The sequence below is a fragment of the Magnetococcales bacterium genome (assembly GCA_015231755.1).
Taxonomy (GTDB): domain Bacteria; phylum Pseudomonadota; class Magnetococcia; order Magnetococcales; family Magnetaquicoccaceae; genus Magnetaquiglobus.
On the sequence record JADGAZ010000014.1, the window covers coordinates 1 to 23,122 of the forward strand.

At 58.8% G+C, this 23,122-nt stretch carries 14 protein-coding genes; 4 read left to right on the forward strand and 10 right to left on the reverse strand.

Features of this window, described 5'->3' with window-relative positions:
• The 3 genes from HQL98_10225 to HQL98_10235 all read right to left on the reverse strand — a co-directional run.
• Positions 1–1,255 (reverse strand): CHASE2 domain-containing protein (locus HQL98_10225; GenBank protein MBF0272427.1); only part of this gene is annotated, 1,255 nt, incomplete at its 3' end.
• Between the two features lie 34 nt (positions 1,256–1,289).
• The gene (locus tag HQL98_10230) at positions 1,290–2,945 is read right to left on the reverse strand and encodes a GAF domain-containing protein (GenBank protein ID MBF0272428.1); all 1,656 of its coding nucleotides are present in this window, start codon (positions 2,943–2,945) and stop codon (positions 1,290–1,292) included.
• A 262-nt stretch (positions 2,946–3,207) separates the two neighbouring features.
• Positions 3,208–3,696 carry a rhodanese-like domain-containing protein gene (locus HQL98_10235; GenBank protein MBF0272429.1) on the reverse strand — a complete coding sequence of 163 codons (489 nt, stop codon included), beginning with the start codon at positions 3,694–3,696 and terminating at the stop codon, positions 3,208–3,210.
• Between the two features lie 292 nt (positions 3,697–3,988).
• On the opposite strand from HQL98_10235, the gene metG reads away from it, so the two are divergent.
• Entirely contained in the window at positions 3,989–6,049 is a 2,061-nt protein-coding gene (gene metG / locus HQL98_10240) for a methionine--tRNA ligase (protein ID MBF0272430.1), read from the forward strand.
• 25 nt (positions 6,050–6,074) lie between these two features.
• On the forward strand, positions 6,075–7,814 hold the full coding sequence (locus tag HQL98_10245; protein MBF0272431.1) for a response regulator: 1,740 nt from the start codon (positions 6,075–6,077) through the stop codon (positions 7,812–7,814).
• Between the two features lie 133 nt (positions 7,815–7,947).
• Here HQL98_10245 and HQL98_10250 read toward each other — a convergent pair whose 3' ends face one another.
• The 3 genes from HQL98_10250 to HQL98_10260 are packed head-to-tail and all read right to left on the reverse strand — an operon-like array spanning position 7,948 to position 14,688.
• Positions 7,948–8,850, reverse strand: coding sequence for a transglutaminase family protein (locus HQL98_10250; protein ID MBF0272432.1), 903 nt, complete (start codon positions 8,848–8,850; stop codon positions 7,948–7,950).
• A 3-nt stretch (positions 8,851–8,853) separates the two neighbouring features.
• Positions 8,854–11,397 (reverse strand): circularly permuted type 2 ATP-grasp protein, encoded by a 2,544-nt coding sequence (locus tag HQL98_10255; GenBank protein MBF0272433.1) that lies wholly within the window; start codon positions 11,395–11,397, stop codon positions 8,854–8,856.
• 9 nt (positions 11,398–11,406) lie between these two features.
• The gene (locus HQL98_10260) at positions 11,407–14,688 is read right to left on the reverse strand and encodes a transglutaminase family protein (GenBank protein MBF0272434.1); all 3,282 of its coding nucleotides are present in this window, start codon (positions 14,686–14,688) and stop codon (positions 11,407–11,409) included.
• Positions 14,689–15,068: 380 nt separating this feature from the next.
• Here HQL98_10260 and HQL98_10265 point away from each other — a divergent pair, with 380 nt between their 5' ends.
• Together HQL98_10265 and HQL98_10270 are read left to right on the forward strand one after the other, a co-directional pair.
• Positions 15,069–16,520, forward strand: a complete 1,452-nt coding sequence (locus HQL98_10265; GenBank protein MBF0272435.1) for a circularly permuted type 2 ATP-grasp protein — start codon at positions 15,069–15,071, stop codon at positions 16,518–16,520.
• A 2-nt stretch (positions 16,521–16,522) separates the two neighbouring features.
• Entirely contained in the window at positions 16,523–17,431 is a 909-nt protein-coding gene (locus HQL98_10270; protein ID MBF0272436.1) for an alpha-E domain-containing protein, read from the forward strand.
• An 84-nt stretch (positions 17,432–17,515) separates the two neighbouring features.
• On the opposite strand, the gene HQL98_10275 is transcribed toward HQL98_10270, so the two are convergent.
• The 4 genes from HQL98_10275 to HQL98_10290 are packed head-to-tail and all read right to left on the reverse strand — an operon-like array spanning position 17,516 to position 23,075.
• Entirely contained in the window at positions 17,516–18,412 is an 897-nt protein-coding gene (locus HQL98_10275) for a metallophosphoesterase (protein ID MBF0272437.1), read from the reverse strand.
• Positions 18,413–18,422: 10 nt separating this feature from the next.
• Positions 18,423–19,445 (reverse strand): 4-hydroxythreonine-4-phosphate dehydrogenase PdxA, encoded by a 1,023-nt coding sequence (gene pdxA, locus HQL98_10280; GenBank protein ID MBF0272438.1) that lies wholly within the window; start codon positions 19,443–19,445, stop codon positions 18,423–18,425.
• Positions 19,442–20,824 (reverse strand): peptidylprolyl isomerase, encoded by a 1,383-nt coding sequence (locus HQL98_10285; GenBank protein ID MBF0272439.1) that lies wholly within the window; start codon positions 20,822–20,824, stop codon positions 19,442–19,444. The genes pdxA and HQL98_10285 overlap by 4 nt, the downstream gene beginning before the upstream one ends.
• Positions 20,808–23,075, reverse strand: a complete 2,268-nt coding sequence (locus tag HQL98_10290; GenBank protein MBF0272440.1) for an LPS-assembly protein LptD — start codon at positions 23,073–23,075, stop codon at positions 20,808–20,810. Before HQL98_10290 ends, HQL98_10285 begins: the two co-directional genes overlap by 17 nt.
• Positions 23,076–23,122: the final 47 nt, after the last annotated feature.

Consider the following 23,122-nt stretch of genomic DNA (forward strand, 5'->3'; position numbering starts at 1 on the left):
GCCAGAACAGGGCGTTGCTCCAGACGATCAGGATCCACAACAGGATCGTCAGATAAAATCCCCACGCCGGGGCCAGTCTGGGTGCCAGGATGAGCAGGGTGATGCCAATCAGCGCAAAATAGACCAATTCGATGATCAATTGATGCTGGGCATGGCGCTTGACCGCGCCGTCCAGGATGCCGCTGATCACATTGGCATGAATTTCCACCCCGGGAAAGGCGGGATGAATCGGAGTGACCCGCAGATCCATCAGTCCCGGCGCCGAGGAACCCACCAGCACGATGGCATCGTTGAGAACCGTCGGATTGGCTTTTTTGTCGAGGATGTCCACCACGGAGACATAAGGGAAGGTTCCCGGTGGCCCCCGATAGGGAATCAGGATGGCGGCCCGTTCATCCACCGGAATGTGATGGGGTCCCAGTCCGACCCATTCCAGACCGGTTTCCACCTCCCGTGGATTTTTGGCTACCGGGGTGATGCCCAGAGTGACGGGAGGATCCCCCAGAATGGCACGCACCAGACTTAATGAAAGGGATTGATAGATCTTGCCCTGAAACTCCCGCAGCAGGGGCAGGGAACGATGCACGCCATCCGTATCCACCAGGGGATTGTCAAGAAATCCGCCGTTCTGGGCGGCGCTTTGCAAAATGGGCAGATTGGCGCCATAACCGGTCGCGGAGATGAACGGCACATTGGCGCGTCCCAATTCCTCCAGGCTGATCACCGGATCGGGCAGGGCGCCGGATCGGGAGGATTGGGCGGCGTTGCCATCGGAACGGAAATAATACCCCATCATCACCGGACGCCCTTTCAGGGTGCCGGCGAACCGTTCGTCCCGCTCCAGAACCGGTCGCATCCGGTTGAACTCCAGCAGGAAGCCCGGTTGGTTTTGCAAGGCCCCCGTCGCCAGTCTTTCCAGAACCGGCAGGCCGGAGCTTTCATCCCGTTCGGCGAACACCACGTCGAAACCCAGGGCCAGGATGCGATAATGATCGAACAGGGTTTCGGTCAACTGGGCCAAGTGGTGACGCCCCCAGGGCCAGCGTCCAAGGCGGGCGAGACTTTGCTCGTCGATGTCCACGATCACGATCCGGGTATCCCGGGTGCCGGGCATGGCGATTTTCAGACGGGTGTCATAGGCGATGTGTTCAAATTTTTCCAGCAGGGGAATCTGAAGCACGTTGAAGGCGTGCAGCACGAAAACCAGCAATACCCCGAGTCCGGTTCCCAGGCGCATCGCGGAGAGACGCGGCACCAGGCGTCCTCCATTTTTCAACCGCATCGTGACATCATGGAACATAACCGGGGATCTTTTCCAGATTCACCTGGTCGATCTGTTCCGGGGCAAGATACTCCTGGGCGTAGTCCAGATAGATTTTTTTGTCGATGAACAGTTTGAAAATATCCGGATCGATGTGGCCATCCTTCATCATGAAGCCGAGGATCTGCAACGACGCGGAGAGAGGTTTGCCTTTTTTGTAGGGGCGATCCCGGGCGGTGAGGGCCTCGAACACGTCGGCGATGGCCACCATGCGGGCCTGCAACGACATCTGGTCGCCGGTGAGTCCTTTGGGATAGCCCTTGCCGTTCATCTGTTCGTGATGACCGCCGGCAATTTCCGGCACCCGTTTGAGATGCTTGGGGAAAGGAATGGCATCCAGCATCTTGATGGTGGCGGAAACGTGATTGTTGATGATTTCCCGCTCTTCCGGGGTGATGGTCCCTTTGGGAATGTTGAGATTGTAGACTTCGTTGTCCGTCAGGAAGGGCCTTTCCACGCCATGGGTGTCGATCCAGCGCCGTTTGGCAATGGCGCGAATGCGATCCTGGCGTTGCGGGGACATGAATTCGCCACCGATGTTGGTTTCCTGCACAAATTCCCGATCCGCGTCGATGCGGGTCAGTTCCTGGAGAAATTCCGCTTCCAGGGTGGCGAGGTCCGCTGGCGGGGCTCCACCTTCCAGGGCGGCCATTTTCTGTTTCAGGAAGGTGATTTCCATATCCCGTTTGAGCACCTCGAAACGGGTGTCGATGAGATGGACGCGATCGAAGATGGTTTCGAGCTTGGTGCCCTTGTCCACCACTTCGGTGGGGGTGACCACCTTGCCGCAGTCGTGCAGCCAGGCCGCGATCTTGAGTTCATACATCTCCTCGTCGGAGAGATGAAAATCCTTCATGGGCCCCGCGTCGCAATCGCTCACCGCCTTGCCGAGCATTTCGGCCAGCACCGGCACCCGATGGCAGTGACCGCCGGTATAGGGGGATTTGTCGTCGATGGCGGAGGCGATGGCCTGGATGAAGGATTCAAACAGGGCCTTGAGGTCGGAAATCAGTTTCTGGTTGGTCAGGGCGATGGCTGCCTGAGAGGCCAGGGATTCCGCCAGTTTCTGGTATTGCTCGGAAAAGGAGACGATCTCCTGGGTGTGGGCGTCCTTGGCGTTGATGAGTTGCAACACGCCGATGATTTCGTTTTCGTGATTCTTCAGCGGCACGGTCAGGAAGGACTTGGAACGGTAATGGGTCCGTTGGTCGAAGGCCCGGGTGCCGGAAAAGTCAAATCCTTCGGCCTCGTAGGCATCGGGAATGTTGACCGTGGTTTGCTTGAGGGCCGAAAAGGCCGCGATCATTTGCAGATTGGGCACGCCGTCTTTGTAGAGGGGCAGTTCCGGAAAATTGATCGGGACTCCGGTGGTGCCTCCCATGGCGATGCCGAGCGAGTCGGTGCGCAGGATTTCAAACTTGAGGGTATGGCGTTCGGTGACGCTGTACATGGTGCCGGCGTCGGCGTTGGTCAACTCCTTGGCGCCAAGCAGAATGATCTCCAGCAATCGGTTGACGTTCCGTTCGGCGGACAGGGCGATTCCGATGTCGTTCAGTCGCTCGATGCGTCGGAGAATATCTGTGCCCGCGTCATCCTTGGCCACTTGAGATGGCTGTTGATCCATGGTGACTCCTCAAGAAAATAGACCGAGTGAAGCGTGAACCCATCTTTGATGATTCATGCGAAGTATATACCAGTCTGGGAAATTTGCATATGTTTTCTGATACAAAACCGGCAAGGAACAATCCAGTTTGTGGTCACGAAAAGCATGACAAAGCTGGACTTATCTGCATATTTTTGCAGCAAATTGCCTGAATTGCATTCTTTTGCGTTTGAATCGCCTAAACTTAAAAGAAGAAGGGCGGGCGGGAAGGGGATCGTTGCAATCAGAACCAGCAGGAAGGATGAAACATCCGTTGCCATCCTTTGGGCTTGCGCCGCTGCCAAAGACTGTCCACCAGGAACTGGAAACGGTTGGTGGGGGTGGTGATCTGGGTCAATTCGGCCAGGAATTGCTCCTGACGCCGATATCCAGCGGTCCAACGACGGATGCGCTCCTCATAGGCCATCATGCCGCCGTCGAGGCTGACCAGGGTGTAGGCGGTGCGGCGGTTCTTGCTTTGAAAGAGTTGTACCGCCTCCAGGCTGGAGTTGCCGCTGTTGCAGACCAGCAGGATCGTTTGGCCGGCCTGGAACTCGACTCCCAACATATCCTGTACCCATCCGGCTTCCTCATAAAACACATCCGCATGAAACCGGGTGGGAATGGCGCTGGGAATGGCGTGTTGGTAGTCACCCCGCAAATCGACGACGCGAAAGCGGTTGCCTTGCGCGATGTCGCGTAAAAAGCTTTCCGCGGTGATGGCTCGTTTCATGGCGCAAAAGATCTCCTTGGTATGGAGAAAAGTCGCATAATGAATATTATGTTAAATGAGAAACAATGAGAAACGGTGAGTGCAAGAAAACGTAAACGAATGTATGTTTATGCAAATCCTGTACTTCATGCACTTCCTGCACTCTGTTTGCGTAAAAATAGGCCATTTTTTGAACCAAAAGCAATGAAAATTATTTGAATGCGGCGACCAGGAAGGCTTGCCGGATGGCGCGAAACTGTTAGAATATCTCCAGATTGAGTCACAATTCAGCCACACGGGTCAATTTCCACTTATGCGTCGCATTCTCGTCACCAGCGCTTTGCCTTACGCCAATGGACAAATCCATCTGGGGCATCTCGTCGAAACCATTCAAACCGACATCTGGGTCCGGTTTCAAAAGCTCAAGGGCCACGAGTGTCTTTATTTTTGCGCCGACGACACCCATGGCACGCCGGTGATGATCCGGGCCCGTCAGGAAGGCATCTCTCCCGAAACCCTGGTGGAACGGATCCACGCCGAACATCTGAGCGACTTTCAAGGCTTTCACATCGGGTTCGACAACTATTACACCACCAACAGTCCGGAAAACCGCCTGTTGTCCGAAGAGGTCTATCTCAACAATCGTCAGGCGGGCAACATCCGGGTCAGCACGGTGCGACAGGCCTACTGCGAACGGGATCAGATGTTTTTGCCGGACCGTTTCATCCGGGGAAACTGTCCCACCTGCGGGGCCGAGGATCAGTATGGCGATTCCTGCGAGGTCTGCTCCGGCAGTCACGCCCCCCTGGATTTGAAAAATCCCCGCTGTTCCTTGTGCGGCGATGCGCCGGTGGAACGGGATTCGGAACACTATTTTTTTCGTTTGACCGCCTTCGAGACCTTTCTCAAAGAGTGGATCCGGTCCGGTGCCTTGCAACCGGAAATGGCCAACAAGCTGGATGAATGGTTCGATGCCGGGCTGCAGGACTGGGACATCTCCCGCGACGGTCCTTATTTCGGCTTTGAAATTCCCGACGCCCCGGGCAAATATTTTTATGTCTGGCTGGATGCGCCCATTGGCTACATGGCCTCCTGCTGGGAGTGGTGCAAGCGTCACGGGCGGGATTTCGACGCCATCTGGCGCCGGGACGATCAGATGGAGGTCTATCACTTCATCGGCAAGGACATTCTCTACTTTCATACGCTCTTCTGGCCCGCCACCCTGCGTGGCGCCGGATTCCGCACCCCCACGGCGGTCTATACCCATGGCTTTTTGACCGTCAACGGTCAGAAAATGTCCAAATCCAGAGGCACCTTCATCACGGCCCGCCGTTATCTGGAACTCCTGGATCCCGAATATCTGCGTTATTATTATGCGGCCAAGCTCACCGCCCGGGTCGATGACCTGGATTTGAACCTGGATGATTTCATCTTGAGGGTCAACAGCGATCTGGTGGGCAAGGTGGTGAACATCGCCTCCCGCAGCGCCGGATTCATTCACAAACGGTTCGCGGGTCGGTTGGCGGAGCGTTATCCCGAGGATGAGGGGCTGCATCGACAGTTCGTGGAGGCCGGTGACGAGATCGCCGCTTTTTACGAGGCCCGGGAGTTTTCCAAGGCCATGCGGGCCATCATGAATCTGGCGGATCTGGCCAACCGTTTCGTGGAGGCCAAAGCCCCGTGGAATCTGGCCAAGGATCCGGCCAAAAGCGACGAATTGCGCGATACCTGCACGGTGGCCATCAACCTGTTTCGGATCCTGATGATCTATCTGCAGCCGGTGCTGCCGCAACTGGCGGAAAAATGTCGTGATTTCCTCCAATTGCCGCCGTTTGAATGGGAGTCCCGCCTCCAGCCTCTGTGCGGCCAGACCATTCGGGAATTTGCCCACATGCTGGCCCGGGTGGATCCCAAAAAGGTCGAATCCCTGGTGGAAAACGTCGCCCCGGTGGTGCCTCCCGCCTTTGCCGCCAAGCCTGCCGTCAAACCTGCGTCTCTCCCGGCGCCGGTGGTGGCGACCCCCTCCCCTGCCCCACCCCCCGGCGAACCTTTGGATATCGAAACCTTTGCCCAGGTCGATTTGCGGGTGGCGAAAATCCTCGCCGCCGAACCGGTGGATGGCGCGGACAAACTGTTGCGTCTGACCCTGGACGTGGGCGAACTGGGTCAGCGGACCGTCTTCGCCGGGATCCGGGCCGCCTATGCCCCCGAAACCCTCCCTGGACGGTTGACGGTTCTGGTCGCCAATCTCAAGCCGCGCAAAATGCGTTTCGGAATCTCCGAAGGCATGGTCCTGGCGGCTGGACCGGGGGGGGATCAACTTTTTTTATTGTCACCCGATCCTGGGGCCACACCCGGCATGCGCATTCGCTAGTTCAACGAGAAGGCAAGCAACCGACATGGAAATTCAGCCGAAAAAAGTATTGCTTCTGACCGATTCGGGCACGATCAACCAGATGTTGAAAGGCACCCTTCAGGCCCAGGGTTACGCCGTCACCATGATTCAATCCGGCAATGCCGAGTTTTTCCAGACCATCGTCTCTTCCCAGCCGAACATCATTTTTTTGCGCACCGAGTTGAATCACGCCAACGGCCTGGAGGTGTGCGACCGCATCAAAAAAGAACCGACGCTGATCAAAACCCGGGTGGTGTTTCTTTCATCGAATCCCAAGGTGCGGGAACAGGCCATCGAACATCGGGCCGACCGGTTTTTGACCATGCCCTTCTCTCCCGCCGACGTGATCGAAACCGCGTCGGTGTTGTCCATCGACAAGCCGGTGATCTTGTATGTGGACGACAGCGATCTGATGCATCGCACGGTGGTCGCTCCTTTGAAGGAGGAAGGCTACGAGGTGATCGAGGCCTGGGATGGCCGCGAGGCCATGGAAGTGATCGACGAACGGGATGGGCACATCGATCTGATTCTTTCCGATGTGGAGATGCCGGTCATGGATGGCATCGCCTTGTGCAAGAATCTCCGTTCCAGCCGCACCGAGGACATTCCCTTTGTCCTGTTGACCTCCCTGGATACCGCCGAAGCCGTGGAACGGGGATTCAACGCCGGCGCCGACGACTATCTCACCAAGCCGGTTTTGATTCACGAAATGATCTCCCGGATCAAGCGTCTGCTCAAAACCGGACGACAAGAGGCTGCCCGGCCCGAACGGATCTTGATCGTGGACGACTCTCCGGTGATCCGGGGCATGATGTTGACCGCCTTGCGTTCCCACGGCTTTCAGGCCGAAACCGTGGAGCACGGCATGGCCGCCATGGCCAAATTGCAGGAGCGGCGTTACGATCTAATGATCTCCGATTACGACATGCCCCACATGAACGGTCTGGAACTGTGCATGAAGGTGCGTCAGGAACCCTCTCCCTGGCAACAGATGCCGATCATCTTCGTGACCGCCCGGGATGCCAAGGCCGATGAGGTGCGGGTCAAATCCCTGGGGGTGCAGGCTTTCATCACCAAACCGTTCAACGCCGACCGCTTTCTGGCGGAAACCGAACGGGTGTTGTCCGAACTCCATCTGCAACGACAAGGCCGGATGCTGGGTTATTATTTCGCGGAACAGGCCTCCAAAACCGCCGAAGTACTGGCCAGCGATCAATTCCGCAGTGTGTTGTGTGTGGGGATTTCCGAGTTTCGCGCCCTGTCCAAGCGATTGGATCCCAAGGCTTTGATTACGCTCCTGAATCACTACTTCGCCACCCTGGGGGAGGTGTTGGAGCGTTGTGAGGTGTTGGTGGACCGGATTCAGGAAGATCATCTTTTCCTTTCGTTCGGCAACCAGGACAAAGGGGCCATGCAGGCCATCGAATGCGCCCGCGCCATGCACAAGGCCCTGCCCGAGTTGCAGCGTCGCTCCGGCAATCCCGAGGTCCAACTGCAAACCGGCATCCATTCCGGGCGTTTGGTGCTTGGGGCCATGGAGGCCCTTACCACCCGGGAAAAGACCATCATGCTGATCGGCGAAAGTGTGGATCTGGCCCGACGTGTCCAGGAGGTGGCCCCGCCCGGAGACATCATTCTTTCCGAAACCACCTTCGCGTTGGTGCAAACGCTGGTCAAAACCCAACCCATGGGTTACGTCAAGACCCAGGAAGGGGCGATGCGCGCTTTTCAGGTAATCGCCTGAGTTTTTTCTTTGTTTTTCCCAGGCCTTTTGAAGGGTTTGCGACCAGCGCATGGCATGGCGCAAACCTTTCAAAAGGCCTGGGGTCTCCCCGCCTCGACGATCTTTCCCGATCAACCTGTTGAATTGTTGGATTTTATCTGAAGTCGGATTCCGGGAACGGCGTGTCGCGCTGCACATCCACGCTGACATCCAGGATCGGATTGCGCCCTCCTCCCAGCACCACTCCTTTTAACGGTGGCACATCGCTGTAATCCCGTCCCCAGGCCAAGGTGATGTGGCGGTCCGAAGGGAGCAGATCGTTGGTGGGATCCAGATCGATCCAACCCAGATAGGGACAAAGGGTGGCAAACCAGGCATGGGAGGCGTCCGCCCCCACCAGACGTGGCCGACCAATGGGTGGAAGGGTCTCCAGATAACCGCTGACATAGCGGGCCGCCAATCCCATGGAACGCAACGCGCCGATGGCCACATGGGCGAAGTCCTGACAGACCCCGTGTCGATGTGCGAGAATTTCGCTCAAGGGTGTGGCGATGGTGGTGGCCCGGGGCCGATAGGCGAAATCCACATGGATGCGATGCATCAGGTCGATCACCCCATCGATGAGGGGGCGGCGCGGGGGGAAGGAAGGCGCGGCGTATCGGGCCAACTCCGAGGTGCGGCGCACCAGGGGGGAATCCAGCAGAAACTGGCGTTCCAATAGATACCGGGGATCCTGGGAGGCGTTCAACAGGTCGCGGGCCTCTTCCCAGGGGGGGGAGACACCGGGACACAGGGGCAATGGCGGCGTTACCGCCACCTGACTGACGCATTCGATGGTGAGGGTGCGATGGGACTCCAGCACCTCGAAATAGCGCACCCGGTTGCCATGGATATCGAGTCTGGGAAAGACGATGGCCGGCGTGGGTTCAATCGTCCACTCGAAACTCAGCGGATTCTGGGACGGCGTGTGACGGGGTTGCAACCAGGCGAGATTGTGGCTCAAAGAGACCGGTTCGCTGAACTGGTAACAGGTAATGTGGCGAACGCGATAGGCCATGGCTCACCTCGTCTCTCCTCGCAGAACGCGGGAAGAGGAGTGTTGAAAAAAGCCGTTGGCCAACTCCATGGACAACAGAGGGAGAAGCGTTTGCAAGCGTTCCAGCAAGGCGGACAGATTGGTCCGTTCCCCCTCCTCGCTCACCATGGCGAGCAGATCGGTTTCGGAAAGATGCAAGGCGCTCAACGATTCCAGCACGATGCGACCACGCGGCGTGCGGTGGGAAGCGACAGAGGCACGACCGGGAAGCGCGGCCACATGCTCCTGGATCAAGGCGAGTTGGCTGGACAACCCCCGGGGATTGGTACCATCCAGCAGAATCAGTTCCAGAAACGGCTTGATGGCCAGATGGGTCCGGTAGCGTCGGCGATAGGTGATGCTGCTGTCGCTGACATTGAGCAGCGCATCCAGCAGCACCCGTTCCCCTTCCGGTTTCAAGGAACGCACCAGGGTGGCGCGCAGCAGATCCACCACGAAAATGGCCCGTTCCAGCCTGCGTCCCAGATCGAGAAAACGCCAGCCCAATCCGCGGGTCATGTTTTCCTGGGCCAGTCCGGCCAAGGCCGCGCAGGTGCTGATCAACCGTTCCATTTCACCCACCATGTCGGCGGTGCTTTTCTGGGAACACAGCCGCTGACGCAGTTCCCGGATCTGGATGATCACCCGCCAAGTGTCGTTGGAAAGCCGCTCCCGCACCCGGTGAGCCGCCATGATCAAAGCCTGGATCGACGAACAGACACTCCCCATCCGCTCCGATGAACCCACCAGGGCGAGCAGTTCCGGCTCCGGATCCTGAAACAGCTCTTCCGCCCCTTCTCCGACAAAACCCGGCGGTGTGGCGGTGACTTCGGTCAGGGCGCGGTACAAAATGCGCAACGCTTCCCGTTCCTCTTCCTCCCGGACCTCTCCCCCTTCGGGACGGGGCAGCAGCAGCAAAACCCGCAGCAAACGCAGCACATTTTCGGCCCGTTCGGCGTAACGTCCCATCCAGTAAAGATTTTCCGCCATGCGGCTGGAAATTTCGCCGGTGAAGAACGAAGGCTCCGAAATTCGTTCCAGCGGAAGACGATTGGCGCGGGATACCGGATCCGGAGAGAGAATCCACACATCCTTGGTGATGCCGGATTGTCCCGTGAGAGACGACAGATGGGTCGCGTCCATCAACACCCGGGCCAAACCACCGGGCATCACCTCCACCTCGTCTTTGCCCGCCGTGGAGAAGGTGCGCAGCACCACATGACCGGGCCGCAATCCTTCCGGGGTCATGACCGGCAAAGTGGAAGGCACCACCGGAGCCTGGGCGATGAACTCCTGCGGTTTGGATTGCAGGGTCTGACGCATGGCGGCGGCATCCGGGCCGGAAAGTTCCCGTCCGGGCCGGTTGGGATAGGCCAGTTCGCGGATCACCAGGGGAGCGGGATGGTTGAGCACCTGTTCCAAAGCGTTGGGATCGCCGCACCACCAGGTGGGAATCACCGACAACAGAGGGGCTTCCCCCAGAAAATAACGACAGACCGCCGGAAAATAGGCCAACAGCGCCGGATTTTCCAGCACCGCCGCCCCCGGATGGTTGAGTACCGCCACCTTGTGCCCGGCGATGGCCTGCACCAGTCCGGCCACTCCCAGAAAGGAGCTTTCGTCCAGTTCCAAAGGATCGCACAGACCGTCTTGCAGCATGCGCAGCACCACATCCACCGGGTGGAGTCCGTCCAGGGTCTTGAGATGAACCCGTCCGTTGCGCACGGTGAGATCTTCCCCCTGAACCAGGGTCAATCCCAGAAAATTGGCCAGAAAGGCATGCTCAAAATAGAGTTTGTCTTCCGGTCCCGGGGTGAGCAGCACGATGCGCGGGTCTTCCTTGGGCAAGGGACTGGCTTCGTGGAGATGATTGCGCAGGGCCGAAAAAAAGGGCAACAACAGGCGCACATGGTTTTCGTTCAGGGGTTGCCGCAACAGGCGGAAGAGAATCTGACGATTTTCCAGGGCGTAACCCGAACCTGTGGGGGCTTGCAGGTGATCCCCCACCACCTGGAACGATCCCGGCCCGGCCCGCACCAGATCCGCCGCCCACCACGGCAGCAGTTTGCCCTGAACCTTGGGCAGACCGTGACAGGCCCGGTGAAATCCCGGCGAGGCGTAAACCAACGCCGCCGGAATGATCCCGGCCCGCAACACCTCCTGATTGCCGTAAAGATCCTCCAGCAGCATTTCCAGCACCCGATGGCGCTGTTTCAGGCCCCGTTCCAGCTGTTGCCACTCTTCTTCCACCAGGATCAGGGGAATCAGGTCCAGATCCCAGGTGCGGACGCCATCGGTTTCGTTCTGGAACAGATTGTAGGTGATGCCGTTTTCCAGCAGGAGCTGTCTGGCCTGTTGGCGCAGGGCTTCGACCCGTGGAATTCCCAGCTCTTCCAGATGCGCCAGAAGAGGGATCCATCCGGGGCGCAGTTCGCCATAGACTCCAACGGCCTCGTCGAAACCGGGCGGAGGTGAATAGGCCCGTAACAACGAAGTCGCGGGGGCGAATGGGTTCGGCGTGTAGTCCATGATCCGCTATCAAAACCCGGATTGACGCCTCATGTCAAGGGTATGGGGATACTCGCCCGGCGCTTCCTCGGGGGGAATGGCGCGGGTGGCTCCCGGAGAGTGTCCAAACTCCTGGAAGCGGGTCCCGCGTCGGGCTTCGGCCTCGAAGCTGTTGACCGGGAACTGTTCGTGATTGCGTCCACCGGGATGGGCGGCGTGATAGACGCATCCCCCCAGGGAACGACCATTCCAGGTATCCACCAGATCGAAGGTCAGCGGAGTATGAACCCCGATGGTGGGATGCAGCGCGGACGGGGGTTGCCAGGCCCGGAAACGCACTCCGGCCACCTGTTCTCCATGCACGCCGGTGGACCGCAGGGGAACCCGTCGCCCGTTGCAGGTCAGGATATGACGATCTTCGGTCAATCCGGTCACCTTGGCCTGGACCCGCTCCAAAGAGGAATCCACGAAACGGGCCGTGCCCATGCGGGTCAACTCCTCTCCCAGCACATGCCACGGCTCGATCGCCGTGCGCAATTCCAACTGGATATCGCCCAGGGTGACCGCGCCCAAGCGGGGAAAACGGAATTCGACAAAAGGTTCGATCCAGTCATCCTGGAACGGAATCCCGGCGCGACGCAAGCCTTCCGTCACCTCCAGCACATCCCGGCGCACATGATGGGGCAGCATGAACCGGTCATGCAGTTCCGTGCCCCAGCGCACCAGACGACCCTGATAGGGTTCCCGCCAGAATTGGGCGATCAACCCCCGCAGCAGCAACATCTGCACCAGACTCATGCGGGCATGGGGAGGCATCTCGAAGGCCCGCAGCTCCAACAACCCCAGTCGCCCGGCGGCCCCGTCGGGAGAGTAGAGCTTGTCGATGCAAAATTCCGACCGGTGGGTGTTGCCGGTGAGGTCCACCAGCAGATGACGCAACAGCCGATCCACCAGCCAGGGGGCGGTCACCTCTCCCGGAGGCATCTGTTGGAAGGCGATCTCCAGTTCGTACAACGACTCCGGACGGGCCTCGTCCACCCGGGGCGCCTGACTGGTGGGACCGATGAACAGTCCGGAAAACAGATAGGAGAGTCCCGGATGATGCTGCCAACAAGTGATCAGACTGCGCAACAGATCGGGTCGGCGCAACATCGGGCTGTCGCCGGGGGTGGCGCCCCCGAGTACCACATGATTGCCGCCACCGGTTCCGGTGTGGCGACCGTCGAGCATGAATTTTTCCGTGGCCAGACGGGTGGCGCGGGCCTCTTCGTAGAGGATGAAGGTATTCTCCTCCAGTTCCTGCCAGGAAGCGGCGGGATGGATGTTGACCTCGATCACCCCGGGGTCCGGAGTGATCAACAGTCGGGACAGGCGGTTATCCGCCGGAGGTTCGTACCCTTCCAGCAACACCGGCAGCTTCAGCCGGGCCGCGACCCGTTCCACCGCCGCCACCAGCTCCAGATAGTGTTCCAGCAACCCCAGGGGCGGCAGAAAGACTCGCAGCGTCCCCTGACGTGGCTCCACACACAAGGCGGAACGGATCACCAGGGCAGGCTCGTAGACCAGTTTCTTTTCCACGGCCCCGGCAGGCAGAATGGGAGTCTCCCCAACCGGATGGGGGGGCAGAGGCACGATGGGGGCAAACAGGGAACGCTCTTCCAGGAACTCCTCTTCGCCGGCCCAGGAGTCCGGCAACGAGTCGAGGGGCAGACGCAATCCCATGGGAGAGTCACCCGGCGCCAAGAACAGCTCCCCCCGCCGCAACGGCCATACTCCCGTATGCCAACGCTGCTCATCCCGCATCACCGGCAGCAGGTGACCGGTGGGTTTTTCCACGCCACGTTGCAACAGAGCGGCCAGACGTTTTTGTTCCATCGAGGGTTTGGGTTTGGCCTTGGGATCCACCTTGCCCACATCCCGATCCATGGGGGCGCGCATCTCCTGCCACAGGTGATAAAACGGATCTTCGAGGGCCGGAATCACCGCTTCCGGGGCGAGGCCCAGTTCCCGGGCCAGTTCTTTTAAGAAGATCTCCCCTTGAATGATGCCATGGCCCAGATCCCCCTTGCCCCAGGCGATCAGCGACGGATCCCGCCAGACCGGATGGCCGTCTGTCCGCCAGAAACAGGAAAAACGCCAGCGGGGCAAAGGCTCCCCCGGATACCATTTGCCCTGGCCGTGTTGCAATACCCCACCCGGCGCGAAACGCTCGAACAGACGTTGGGTCAACTCCGTGGCCAGACGTTGTTTGTGGGGGCCGTCGGCGGCGAAATTCCATTCCGGTTCTTCGGTCTGCTCCATGGCGATGAAGGTGGGTTCACCCCCCATGGTCAAACGCACGTCGTCTTCCAACAGGCGTTGGTCCACTTTTTGTCCCAGCTCCTGGATGGCGTTCCAGCTCGCGTCGGAGTAGGGTTTGGTCACCCGGGGGTGTTCAAGAATGCGGGTGACGGAGTTGTCGTATTCAAAGCTGGTCTCACAGGCTTCCATCAGGCCGGAAACCGGAGCCGCGCTCGCCGGTTGGGGGGTGCAGGCCAAAGGAATGTGACCCTCTCCGGCAAACAGTCCCGAGGTGGGATCCAGTCCCACCCATCCGGCGCCGGGCAGATAGACCTCGGCCCAGGCGTGCAGATCGGTGAAATCCTGTTTCGGACCCGACGGACCATCCAAAGCCGGCTGATCCGGCGTGAGTTGCACCAGATAACCGGAGACAAAACGGGCCGCCAGTCCCAGATGACGCAAAATCTCCACCAGCAACCAAGCGCTGTCGCGACAGGAGCCGGTTTTACGGGTCAAAGTCTGCTCGCAGCTTTGCACCCCCGGTTCCATGCGGATGGTATAGCCCACCTCCTGCCAGAGCCGTTGATTCAGAGCCACCAGAAACAACACGGTATTGGGGGCTTCCCGGGGAACCTGCGCCAGCCATTTTTTCAGGAGGGGACCGGCCTTGGCGGCCTCCAGATAGGGACCGAGTTCCTGGGCCAGCAGCGGCTCGTATTGGAAGGGAAACCGTTCGGCGTACTCTTCGACAAAAAAATCGAAGGGATTGATCACCGACATTTCCGCGATCACTTCCACCGAGATTTCCAGCGCGGTACATTTCTCCGGAAAGACCACCCGCGCTAGATAATTGCCGAATGGATCCTGCTGCCAGTTGATGAAATGATTCTCGGGCAGGATCTTCATGCCGTAGGCGCGAATCGGGGTGCGACAATGCACCGCCGGGCGCAACCGGAAGATCTGGGGAGAGAGGGTGATGGCCCGGTCATACTGATACCGGGTACGGTGATGAATGGCGACGCGAATGGTCATGTTGAGTCGGTTGTGGTCAAGGGGTTGCTGAATTTCAGATACACAAACGAACTGTTCTTCAAGATTCACGCCAAAGACGCAGATGAGGCGGCAGGCTCCATCGGGGAGCGGGCCAACGGATTTGGGTGTTTATTTATTAATCAATCATGCATAAAATGAGCATCACCTGTATACGACTTGCTCAAGAACAGCCAAACCGGAACGGTTCATCGTCTCCCGATGCCGTGAAGAAACGACAAAAACCGTTCAGATTCCTTGAATCTGTGGGATATGCACCACAAAGAACCGTGACTGGCCCGGAGGTTGCGATATTCTTTGATATTCCGTTTTTAGTTCTGTACGGCTGGGAAGTCGCCGGACCCAAGGAGCTTTGTCGAACCATGACCATAGCCTGGAATGAATATCCCTTCACCTCGGGTCACGATGAACTGTTGACCCCGGAGTATCTGCCACGGGCGGGTGCGGAAGGTTTGCACCGCTATTTGACCAATCTGGGCCTGGAGGAGTTGCAGGCGCGACAGCGGGCCGCCGAGGATACGATTCTCAACCTGGGCATCACCTTCACGGTCTATTCCCAGGGGGACAATATCGATCGGGCCTGGCCCTTCGACATCATTCCCCGTCTGATCCCTCTCAAGGAGTGGGAGCAGATTGAACGGGGCTTGATTCAGCGGCTGACCGCCTTGAATCTGTTCATCGGGGATGTCTATGGCGCCCAGCGGATCATCAAGGAAGGGGTGTTCCCGGCGGAAGTGCTGGCCATGTCCCGCAATTTTCGTCCCCAATGCGTGGGAATCCAGCCGGCTTTCGGGGTGTGGGCCCATGTGTGCGGCAGTGACTTGATCCGCGATCGGGATGGTCGCATTCTGGTGCTGGAGGACAACCTGCGGGTGCCTTCCGGGGTTTCGTACATGCTGGAAAACCGTTTGATCACCAAGCGGGTCTTTCCGGAGCTGTTCGGAACCCAGTCGATCCTGCCGGTGGATGACTATCCGGCGCGTCTGTACGACACCCTGGCGGCCCTGGCTCCGGCTGGACGGGATCCGCCCCGGGTGGTGGTGTTGACGCCGGGCATTTACAACTCCGCTTATTTCGAGCATGTCTATCTGGCCCAGCGCATGGGGCTGGAACTGGTGGAGGGGCGTGACCTGGTGGTGGGAGAGGATGATCGGGTCTATATGAAGACCATCTCCGGTCTCCAGCCGGTGGATGTGATTTATCGCCGGGTCGACGATCTGTTCTTGGATCCGGAAGTGTTCGTTTCCGACTCCATGTTGGGTGTGCCGGGCCTGATGCGCTCCTGGCGACTGGGTCGGGTGGCCATGGTCAACGCGCCGGGGGCCGGCGTGGCGGACGACAAGGTGGTCTATGCCCATGTGCCGGAGATGATCCGCTTTTATCTGGGCGAAGAGCCCATTTTATCCAATGTGCCCACCTGGAAATGTCTGCTGGACGCGGATCGTGACCATGTGCTGACACATTTGGATCAACTGGTGGTCAAACCGGCCAACGAGTCCGGGGGGTATGGCATGCTGATCGGTCCCATGGCCTCCAGGGCCGAACGGGAAGAGATGGCGACGCGAATCAAGGCCGATCCGCGCAATTACATCGCCCAACCGATGATTTCCCTTTCCACGGTGCCGACCCTGACCGAAAACGGCGTATTGGAGCCGCGACATGTGGATTTGCGTCCTTTCATTCTCCAGGGCAAGGAGAGTTCGGTGACCGCCGGAGGGTTGACCCGCGTGGCGTTGCGCAAAGGTTCCCTGGTGGTCAATTCCTCCCAGGGCGGGGGCAGCAAAGACACCTGGATCGTGGCGACGGAGGATTGATCATGCTTTCCCGCGTGGCGGAAAATATCTATTGGATGGGACGTTATCTGGAGCGGGCCGAGAATATCGCCCGTTTGGTGAGTGTCACGGGCACGTTGCTGCTCGATCAACCCGGGGTGGGACCGGAACAGGGATGGCGTCGGCTGGTGATCATCACCGGGTGCGACGCAGGCTTTGCCCAGACCGAACAAAGGGCCGGGGAAGAGGCGGTGACCCGTTTCCTGTTGAGCGAGCCGGACAATGTTTCGTCGTTGTTCTCCTCGGTGGCCTATGCGCGGGAAAATTTGCGCACCATGCGCGACAGCTTTCCCGGCGAGTTGTGGGAGGGGCTGAACGACCTTTCCCTGTTTCTCAAGGATCAGGGGGAAAAAGGACTGGAGGCGGCCTATCGTCACGCCTTTTTGTGTGAGGTGATCGGGCGCTGTCAGACCCTGGTAGGCATTCTGGTGGGAACGCTTTCCAGAGGTCCGGCCTTTGATTTTTTCAGCATGGGCCAGCACATGGAACGGGCGGACATGTGTACCCGCATCCTTGATGTGGATGTGGCCACCGGACATCCCACCATGGGCGGCATGGATCTGTTGTGGCTCAATCTGCTCCGGTCGGTTTCCGGGGAACCCATGTACCGGCGGCATGTCAATCCTCGGGTCAACGCGGTGGATGTGGTCTCGTTTTTATTGCGGGACCGGCGTTTTCCCAGGGCGTTCAATTTCTGTCTGCACGAAGTGGAGCGGTGCCTGAATACGCTGGATCACAACGCCTTGAGCATTCAGTTGCTCAAGCGCATGGAGCGCCGGGCGGACACACAGGATGTGGCGACCTTGATCGAGACCGGTCCGGGATTGTTCATGGATGAGCTGCAACAGGAACTGCAAAAACTGCATCGGATCATTACGGCGATCTATTTTTAAGCCCGGATGCGGGACGAGTCCCCTGCGCCCTCGTCCCGCATCCAGCTTTTTTTCTGTCCACCCGGATCATCCGGCATGATGGTTCTAGGGCTGGATCTTGAGGATTTCGCGGATCATCTTCTTGAATTTTGCCTCCCCGCCCTGCCAGTACATTTCACGGGTGTTCACAAAATAGACTTCACCCTTGCGGTCCACCAGGGCGGCGCCCAGCAGGCTTTTTTTCGGCTGGTTGTCGTTGTTGACGATCCGGATGCCGGGGGTTTCCATCTCGATGGTTTCGTCCTTTTGCACCAGAATATTGGGACGATGACCGTGTACCACAGTATGGATATCGAGTTCTTTCAGTAACTTGCCGAGCTTTACCCCGCGTTTTTCACCGTCGTGGCTGCGCTCTTGATAATACATTTTGGCCCGCTTGATGTTGCCCATCAACACCTTGCCCTCCTCCTTGCGGAACAGGGCGTGATCCCCTTCGTAAAAAGCCTTGCGCACCCGGTCGTTGAAACCGTTCAGCTCTTTTTTCTCTTCGCGGATCTGCAACAAGAAGCGCAGCAGGTGCAAGGTGGGATAACCGTGCAAAAAGAGGGTCTTGCCAAACACATGCAACAGATCCCGTCCGCGGATGAACTTGACCCGCTTTTCCCCCAGATGGGTGTAGATGCCCTGTTCCACCCGATGGAGAATATCCAGTTCATGGTTGCCGTTGAGAATGGTCAGGCCGCATCCCTTGGGCGCGGTGCGTTCAAGATGAATGAAGTAATCAATCATCTCCAGAGCCGGATCCCATTTGTTGAGCCAGTCGCCGGTATGAATCACCCGGATGCCCCGGACTCCCTTGCGCCATTCGCCATCCTTGTCGCACACCCCGACAATCTGCAACGCATACTGAACCGCCCGCAGATCGTTGTCCGTATCCGACAGCACCACCGCGAAACGCGGCTCTTTGGAGGCATCATGATCCTTGTCATGGGTCTTGGACATGATTTTGATTCTATCCTCTACCTTTTTTCCGGTTTATGGCCATTTCTCCGGCAGCCGACAAGGCGGCCAGATACGATCCAGGATCGGCGGTCCCTTGTCCGGCGATGTCATGTGCGGTTCCGTGATCCACGCTGGTGCGCACAATAGGCAGATTCAGAGTAACGTTAATTGCATTACCGAAAGCCAGCATTTTCAGCGGAATCAAAGCCTGGTCGTGATACATGCAGACCACGGCGTCATACCCGGCGCGGGCGCGGGGATGAAACAGGGTGTCGGCGGGCAGTGGTCCCCGCAACAAAGGATACTCCAGCGCCAGTTCCCGACAGACCGGTCCGATCAAGGTCAACTCTTCGTCGCCAAAGGCCCCTTCTTCTCCAGCGTGGGGATTCAATCCGGTCACCACCACCCGGGGTTGTGGCATGGCAAAATCGGTGCGCAGGGATTCCAGGGTGATCCGGATCACCCGACGCAAACCGTCACGGGTCAACGAAGCCGGCACCGAGGCCAGGGATTGATGAATGGTGGCCAGCACCACCCGCAATCCGTTACCCGCCAACATCATCACCGGACAATCCACCCCCAGCAGACGGGCCAACAGTTCGGTATGGCCCGGAAAATCAAACCCCGCCGCATGAATGGAGCCTTTGTGAATCGGCGGTGTCACCATGGCCACCACCCGCCCCTCCAGCGCCATCCGGCAGGCGGTCTCGATGCTTTCCACCGTGGCGGCGGCGTGATCCGCATGGGGTTGGCCGAAGGCGAATACCTCGTGATTGGCCTTGGCCCGGGTGGCCAGAATGTCGAAATGGTCCGGCGAGGTGCCCATTTCAGGGGTGGGGGCGTCAAACACCCGAAAGGGAATCTCCCATCCCAAATGACGGGCCGTGCGCACGTAGACCTCCGGATCCCCGACATGCAGCAGGCCAAAAGCTTGACCCGTCTGCATCGGCGATTCCCGGAACGCTTTCAAAACGATCTCGGGGCCAACGCCAACCGGATCCCCCATGGTCACGGCCAAGGGCAAACGATTCATCGATACTCCACAAAGGCCCGAAGGCGCACATCCCGCAACCATTGATTGTAACGTGCCTGCAATTTGGCTTCCATGACCCGTTCTTCCAGTTCCTTGCCCCGGGCCTCCAGGGAGTCGGGAGCCAGACTCTTTTTATCTTCCACCACAATCAGATGCCATCCAAAGGGGGTGCGCACCGGTTGGGACAGTTCCTTGGGTCGCAGTTGGAACGCGGCCTCTTCGAACGGAGCCACCATCATGCCGTGTCCGAACCATTTCAGGTCTCCGCCTTCGGCGGCGGTTTCGTCCTGGGAGTGCTGACGGGCCATGGCCGCGAAATCCGCGCCGCCCACCAGTTCCTGACGAATTTTCTGGATGGCCTCCAGTCCCCGTTTCTCCTCGGCGGCCCCGGATCCGGGCGGCACCTTGATCAGGATATGCCGAGCCTTGACTTTGGTCAACTCCGCATCCGTCGGGCCTTTGGGTTTGGCTTGACGTTTTTCCATCATGACCAGAATGTGAAAACCCTGGGGTGTGCGAATCGGATCCGCCACTTCTCCGGGTTTCAAGGCGAAAACCACCGCCTCCATTTCCGGCATCAGTTCCCCCTGCTTGAACCAGCCGATCTCCCCGCCTTCGATACCGCTCGGATCGTCGGAATGCTGTCCGGCCAGGGTGGCCAGGGAGGCCCCTTCCCGCAACTGGGCGGCCAATTGTTGGGCGAGTTTGGCTTTTTCCTCGACCCGGGCGGCGGAAGCGGTATTGTCCACGGCCAACAGGATCTGACCCAACCGTACCTCCCGTGGTCCTTCCGCGCCCTGGGAGGCGCGATGCACCGCCTGGATCTCCTCCGGGGAGACGGAAACCAGGGGACGGATCACCTTGTTGATCAACCGGCTTTTCATCAGTTGATCCCGCAAGCCTTGGCGATACCCTTCCAGGTCGATTCCCTGTTTGGCCAAAGCGCCGGGAAGGGCGCCAGGGGGCAGATTGTTGTTTTGTTCCACCTGTTTCATGACCGCGTCGATATCCTTGTCTTCGACCACGACCCCCATCTGTTCGGCTTTTTGTTCCCGCAACACCCGCTGGATCAACTCTTCCAGCACCCGTTTGCGGACTTTCTCCGGATCCACGTCGCCCCCTTCCTTGCGGATGCGGGCCAGCATGGGACGGGCCATCTCTTCCACATCCGACGCGGTGATTACCTTGGGCTTGACCGGTTTGTCGGAGACAATGCCCGCTTCCACCACGGCCACGATGCGGTCCGACACCCCTCCCCGCGCTTCACTCAAAGGCGTCAGCAGCAACGCACACCCGAGGACGATTACCGGCAGGCTCATCCGGTCACGCCATCCACGCCCTGTCAAGGCCGAACCACCCGCTTCAGGAAGAGACTCCATATCCGCCCAATCCCCGCAAAGTAAAGAAGAATCCAATGAATCCACCACCATGCTCGCTGGTTTGTGACGACAGATCCCGTCCTCCCGACAACTCCAGGCTCCAACACGAGTGTTCGTAGGTCACCCCGGTACGCCAGCTTTTCAGGCCATCGGTCTCCAGGGAGTAATCCGATTGCTGTTTCAGAATCCAATTTTCATCCAACCGCAGTTTGGCCTGCAAGGAGATATCCTCCAGGGGTTCCCGGGTGCCTTCGGTGATCATCGCTCCGGTTTTGGGATCGGTGGTGTTGCGATGATAGCCGACCGTCACGGCGGTGCGGGCGTCCACATATCCCAAATAGGTCTCGGAGGCCTCCAGCAGATCCGCGTAAGGATCATACCGTCCTCCCACGGACAGGGTCCAATGATCGCTTGGATACCACTCCAGCCCCGCCACCAGATCGGAAAATTCGTTTCCGCCCTGATAGGCGCGACCGTTTTCCGGCGCCCAACGTTGACCGATGGTTCCGGTCAGCAGATTGCGCACTGCCCCATCCCCCTGACGACCGAACAGTCGCGAGGTCAGGCCGTAAGCCACCCATTGTCCGGAGCTCACCCGGTCGTCACCGGAATACAGATTGCCCGCGAACAGGTTGCTGACGCTGAAATTGCGCAAGGTGGAGTCGAAATTGGGCAAATGGCTTTGATCGGTGGACGAGACCATGGCGTATTGCACCGCCGGTTCCAGGGTATGCTTCCAGGCGCCGTTGCCATAGGTGCGGGCCAGATCCAGGTCCAGACGGGCCCGCAGGGAGGAGGATTCCCGACTGGTGGTGGAATCGTATTGGGTACCAGTCTGGTTGGGATCCCCCTGGATCCAGTAGGCGGTTTCCCGCACCCCGATGGCGCCGCTGAAATGCCCAATGGGCAAAGAACGCCAATATTGAATCTCCGGAGCCATGTCCAGCCGTTCCGCCGCATCCCCGGACTGTTGATAGAAACTGTCGAATTTGGCATCGCTGTGCAGCAGGAAGCGGCCATTATTGCTTCCTCTTTCCCCTTCCACCGCCCGTTCCAGGGCGTGCAACGGACGGTCATCGCTGAAGATCAGAAAAGGGAGTCGTTGAACCGTATAGCGGTCGTTGGGAGCGTCCAGATTTTGATACCACAGCGCCCCGCCCTGAAAATTGCTGTAACCGCTCTCACGCAACCACAGACGATCGGTGATCAGGCGGGATTCCAGACGCCGTTCCCGGGAATCCACCAGTTTTTTTTGCTGGAAATCGTTGAGAAAATCCCGGGTCTGACTGGCAGCCAACCGGGCATCGATCTCCCAGCTTCCCAGTTCGTGCTGATGGGACAGCAGTGTCAAACCCCGGTGGCGATCTTCCACGGTATCGTAGATGTTTTGGGTATCCAGGGTGCCTTTGTAGTTTTCACCCATGTAGCGATATTGGACCTTGGTGAGCATGCCCCGTCGGCTGGTGGGATGCAAGGTGACGGTGGCATCCCGTTCCGGAGCGATATTCCAGTAGTAGGGCAGGTCCATTTCAAAACCGTTGCCCCCCCCGGCCCGCATGACCGGATACAACAGTCCGCTTTGCCGTTTGGGCATGAACGGATGTTGCCACCAGGGCACCCACAGCACCGGCACGTCTCCCAGGCGCAAATTGACATCCCGTGCGGTCAGGGTGTTGTTCACCCGGTCCATGTCGATGGAGTTGGCGGTCAACTCCCAGGCCGGTTTTTCGCCGGGAACGCAGTCGCAATTGGTGTAGGAGGCTTTTTCCAGGGTATAGCTGTCCTCAGAGTGGAACTGTACCTTTTCCGCCTGGATGCGACCGCCGGGGCCTTTGAGGTCCGCGACGGCTCGCTCCATGGAGCCTTGGCGTTTTTCCACGTCGAGTTGAATTTTTTCGCTGGTGAACAGGTCACCGTTGCGGATGAGACGAATGTTGCCAGTGGCCTGGATTTCGCGTTTATCCAGGGAATAGGAGGCTTCGTCCGCCTGGAGATCCACCATTCCCGGCTGGTTGATCAGCACCTTGCCCCGGGCCGTGATGGTGCGATTTTCCTGGTCCATGTCCAGGTGATCGGCATTCAGATCGATGGGATTCTCTTCGGCCCGGTGTTTCTCCTCGGCCCACAGCTCTTGCACGCCGAATCCGGAAGCCAGCAGCAACAGACACGAGGCGGTCAACGCCCCGATCCGGAGCGGACGACGAATGCGGCTTGCGATCTGGAACGGGAGATGACCTCGATCTCGCTTCATGCGGGGCCTCTTTGAGAGAATGATGCAACGTTTCGGATGTTCGTCAA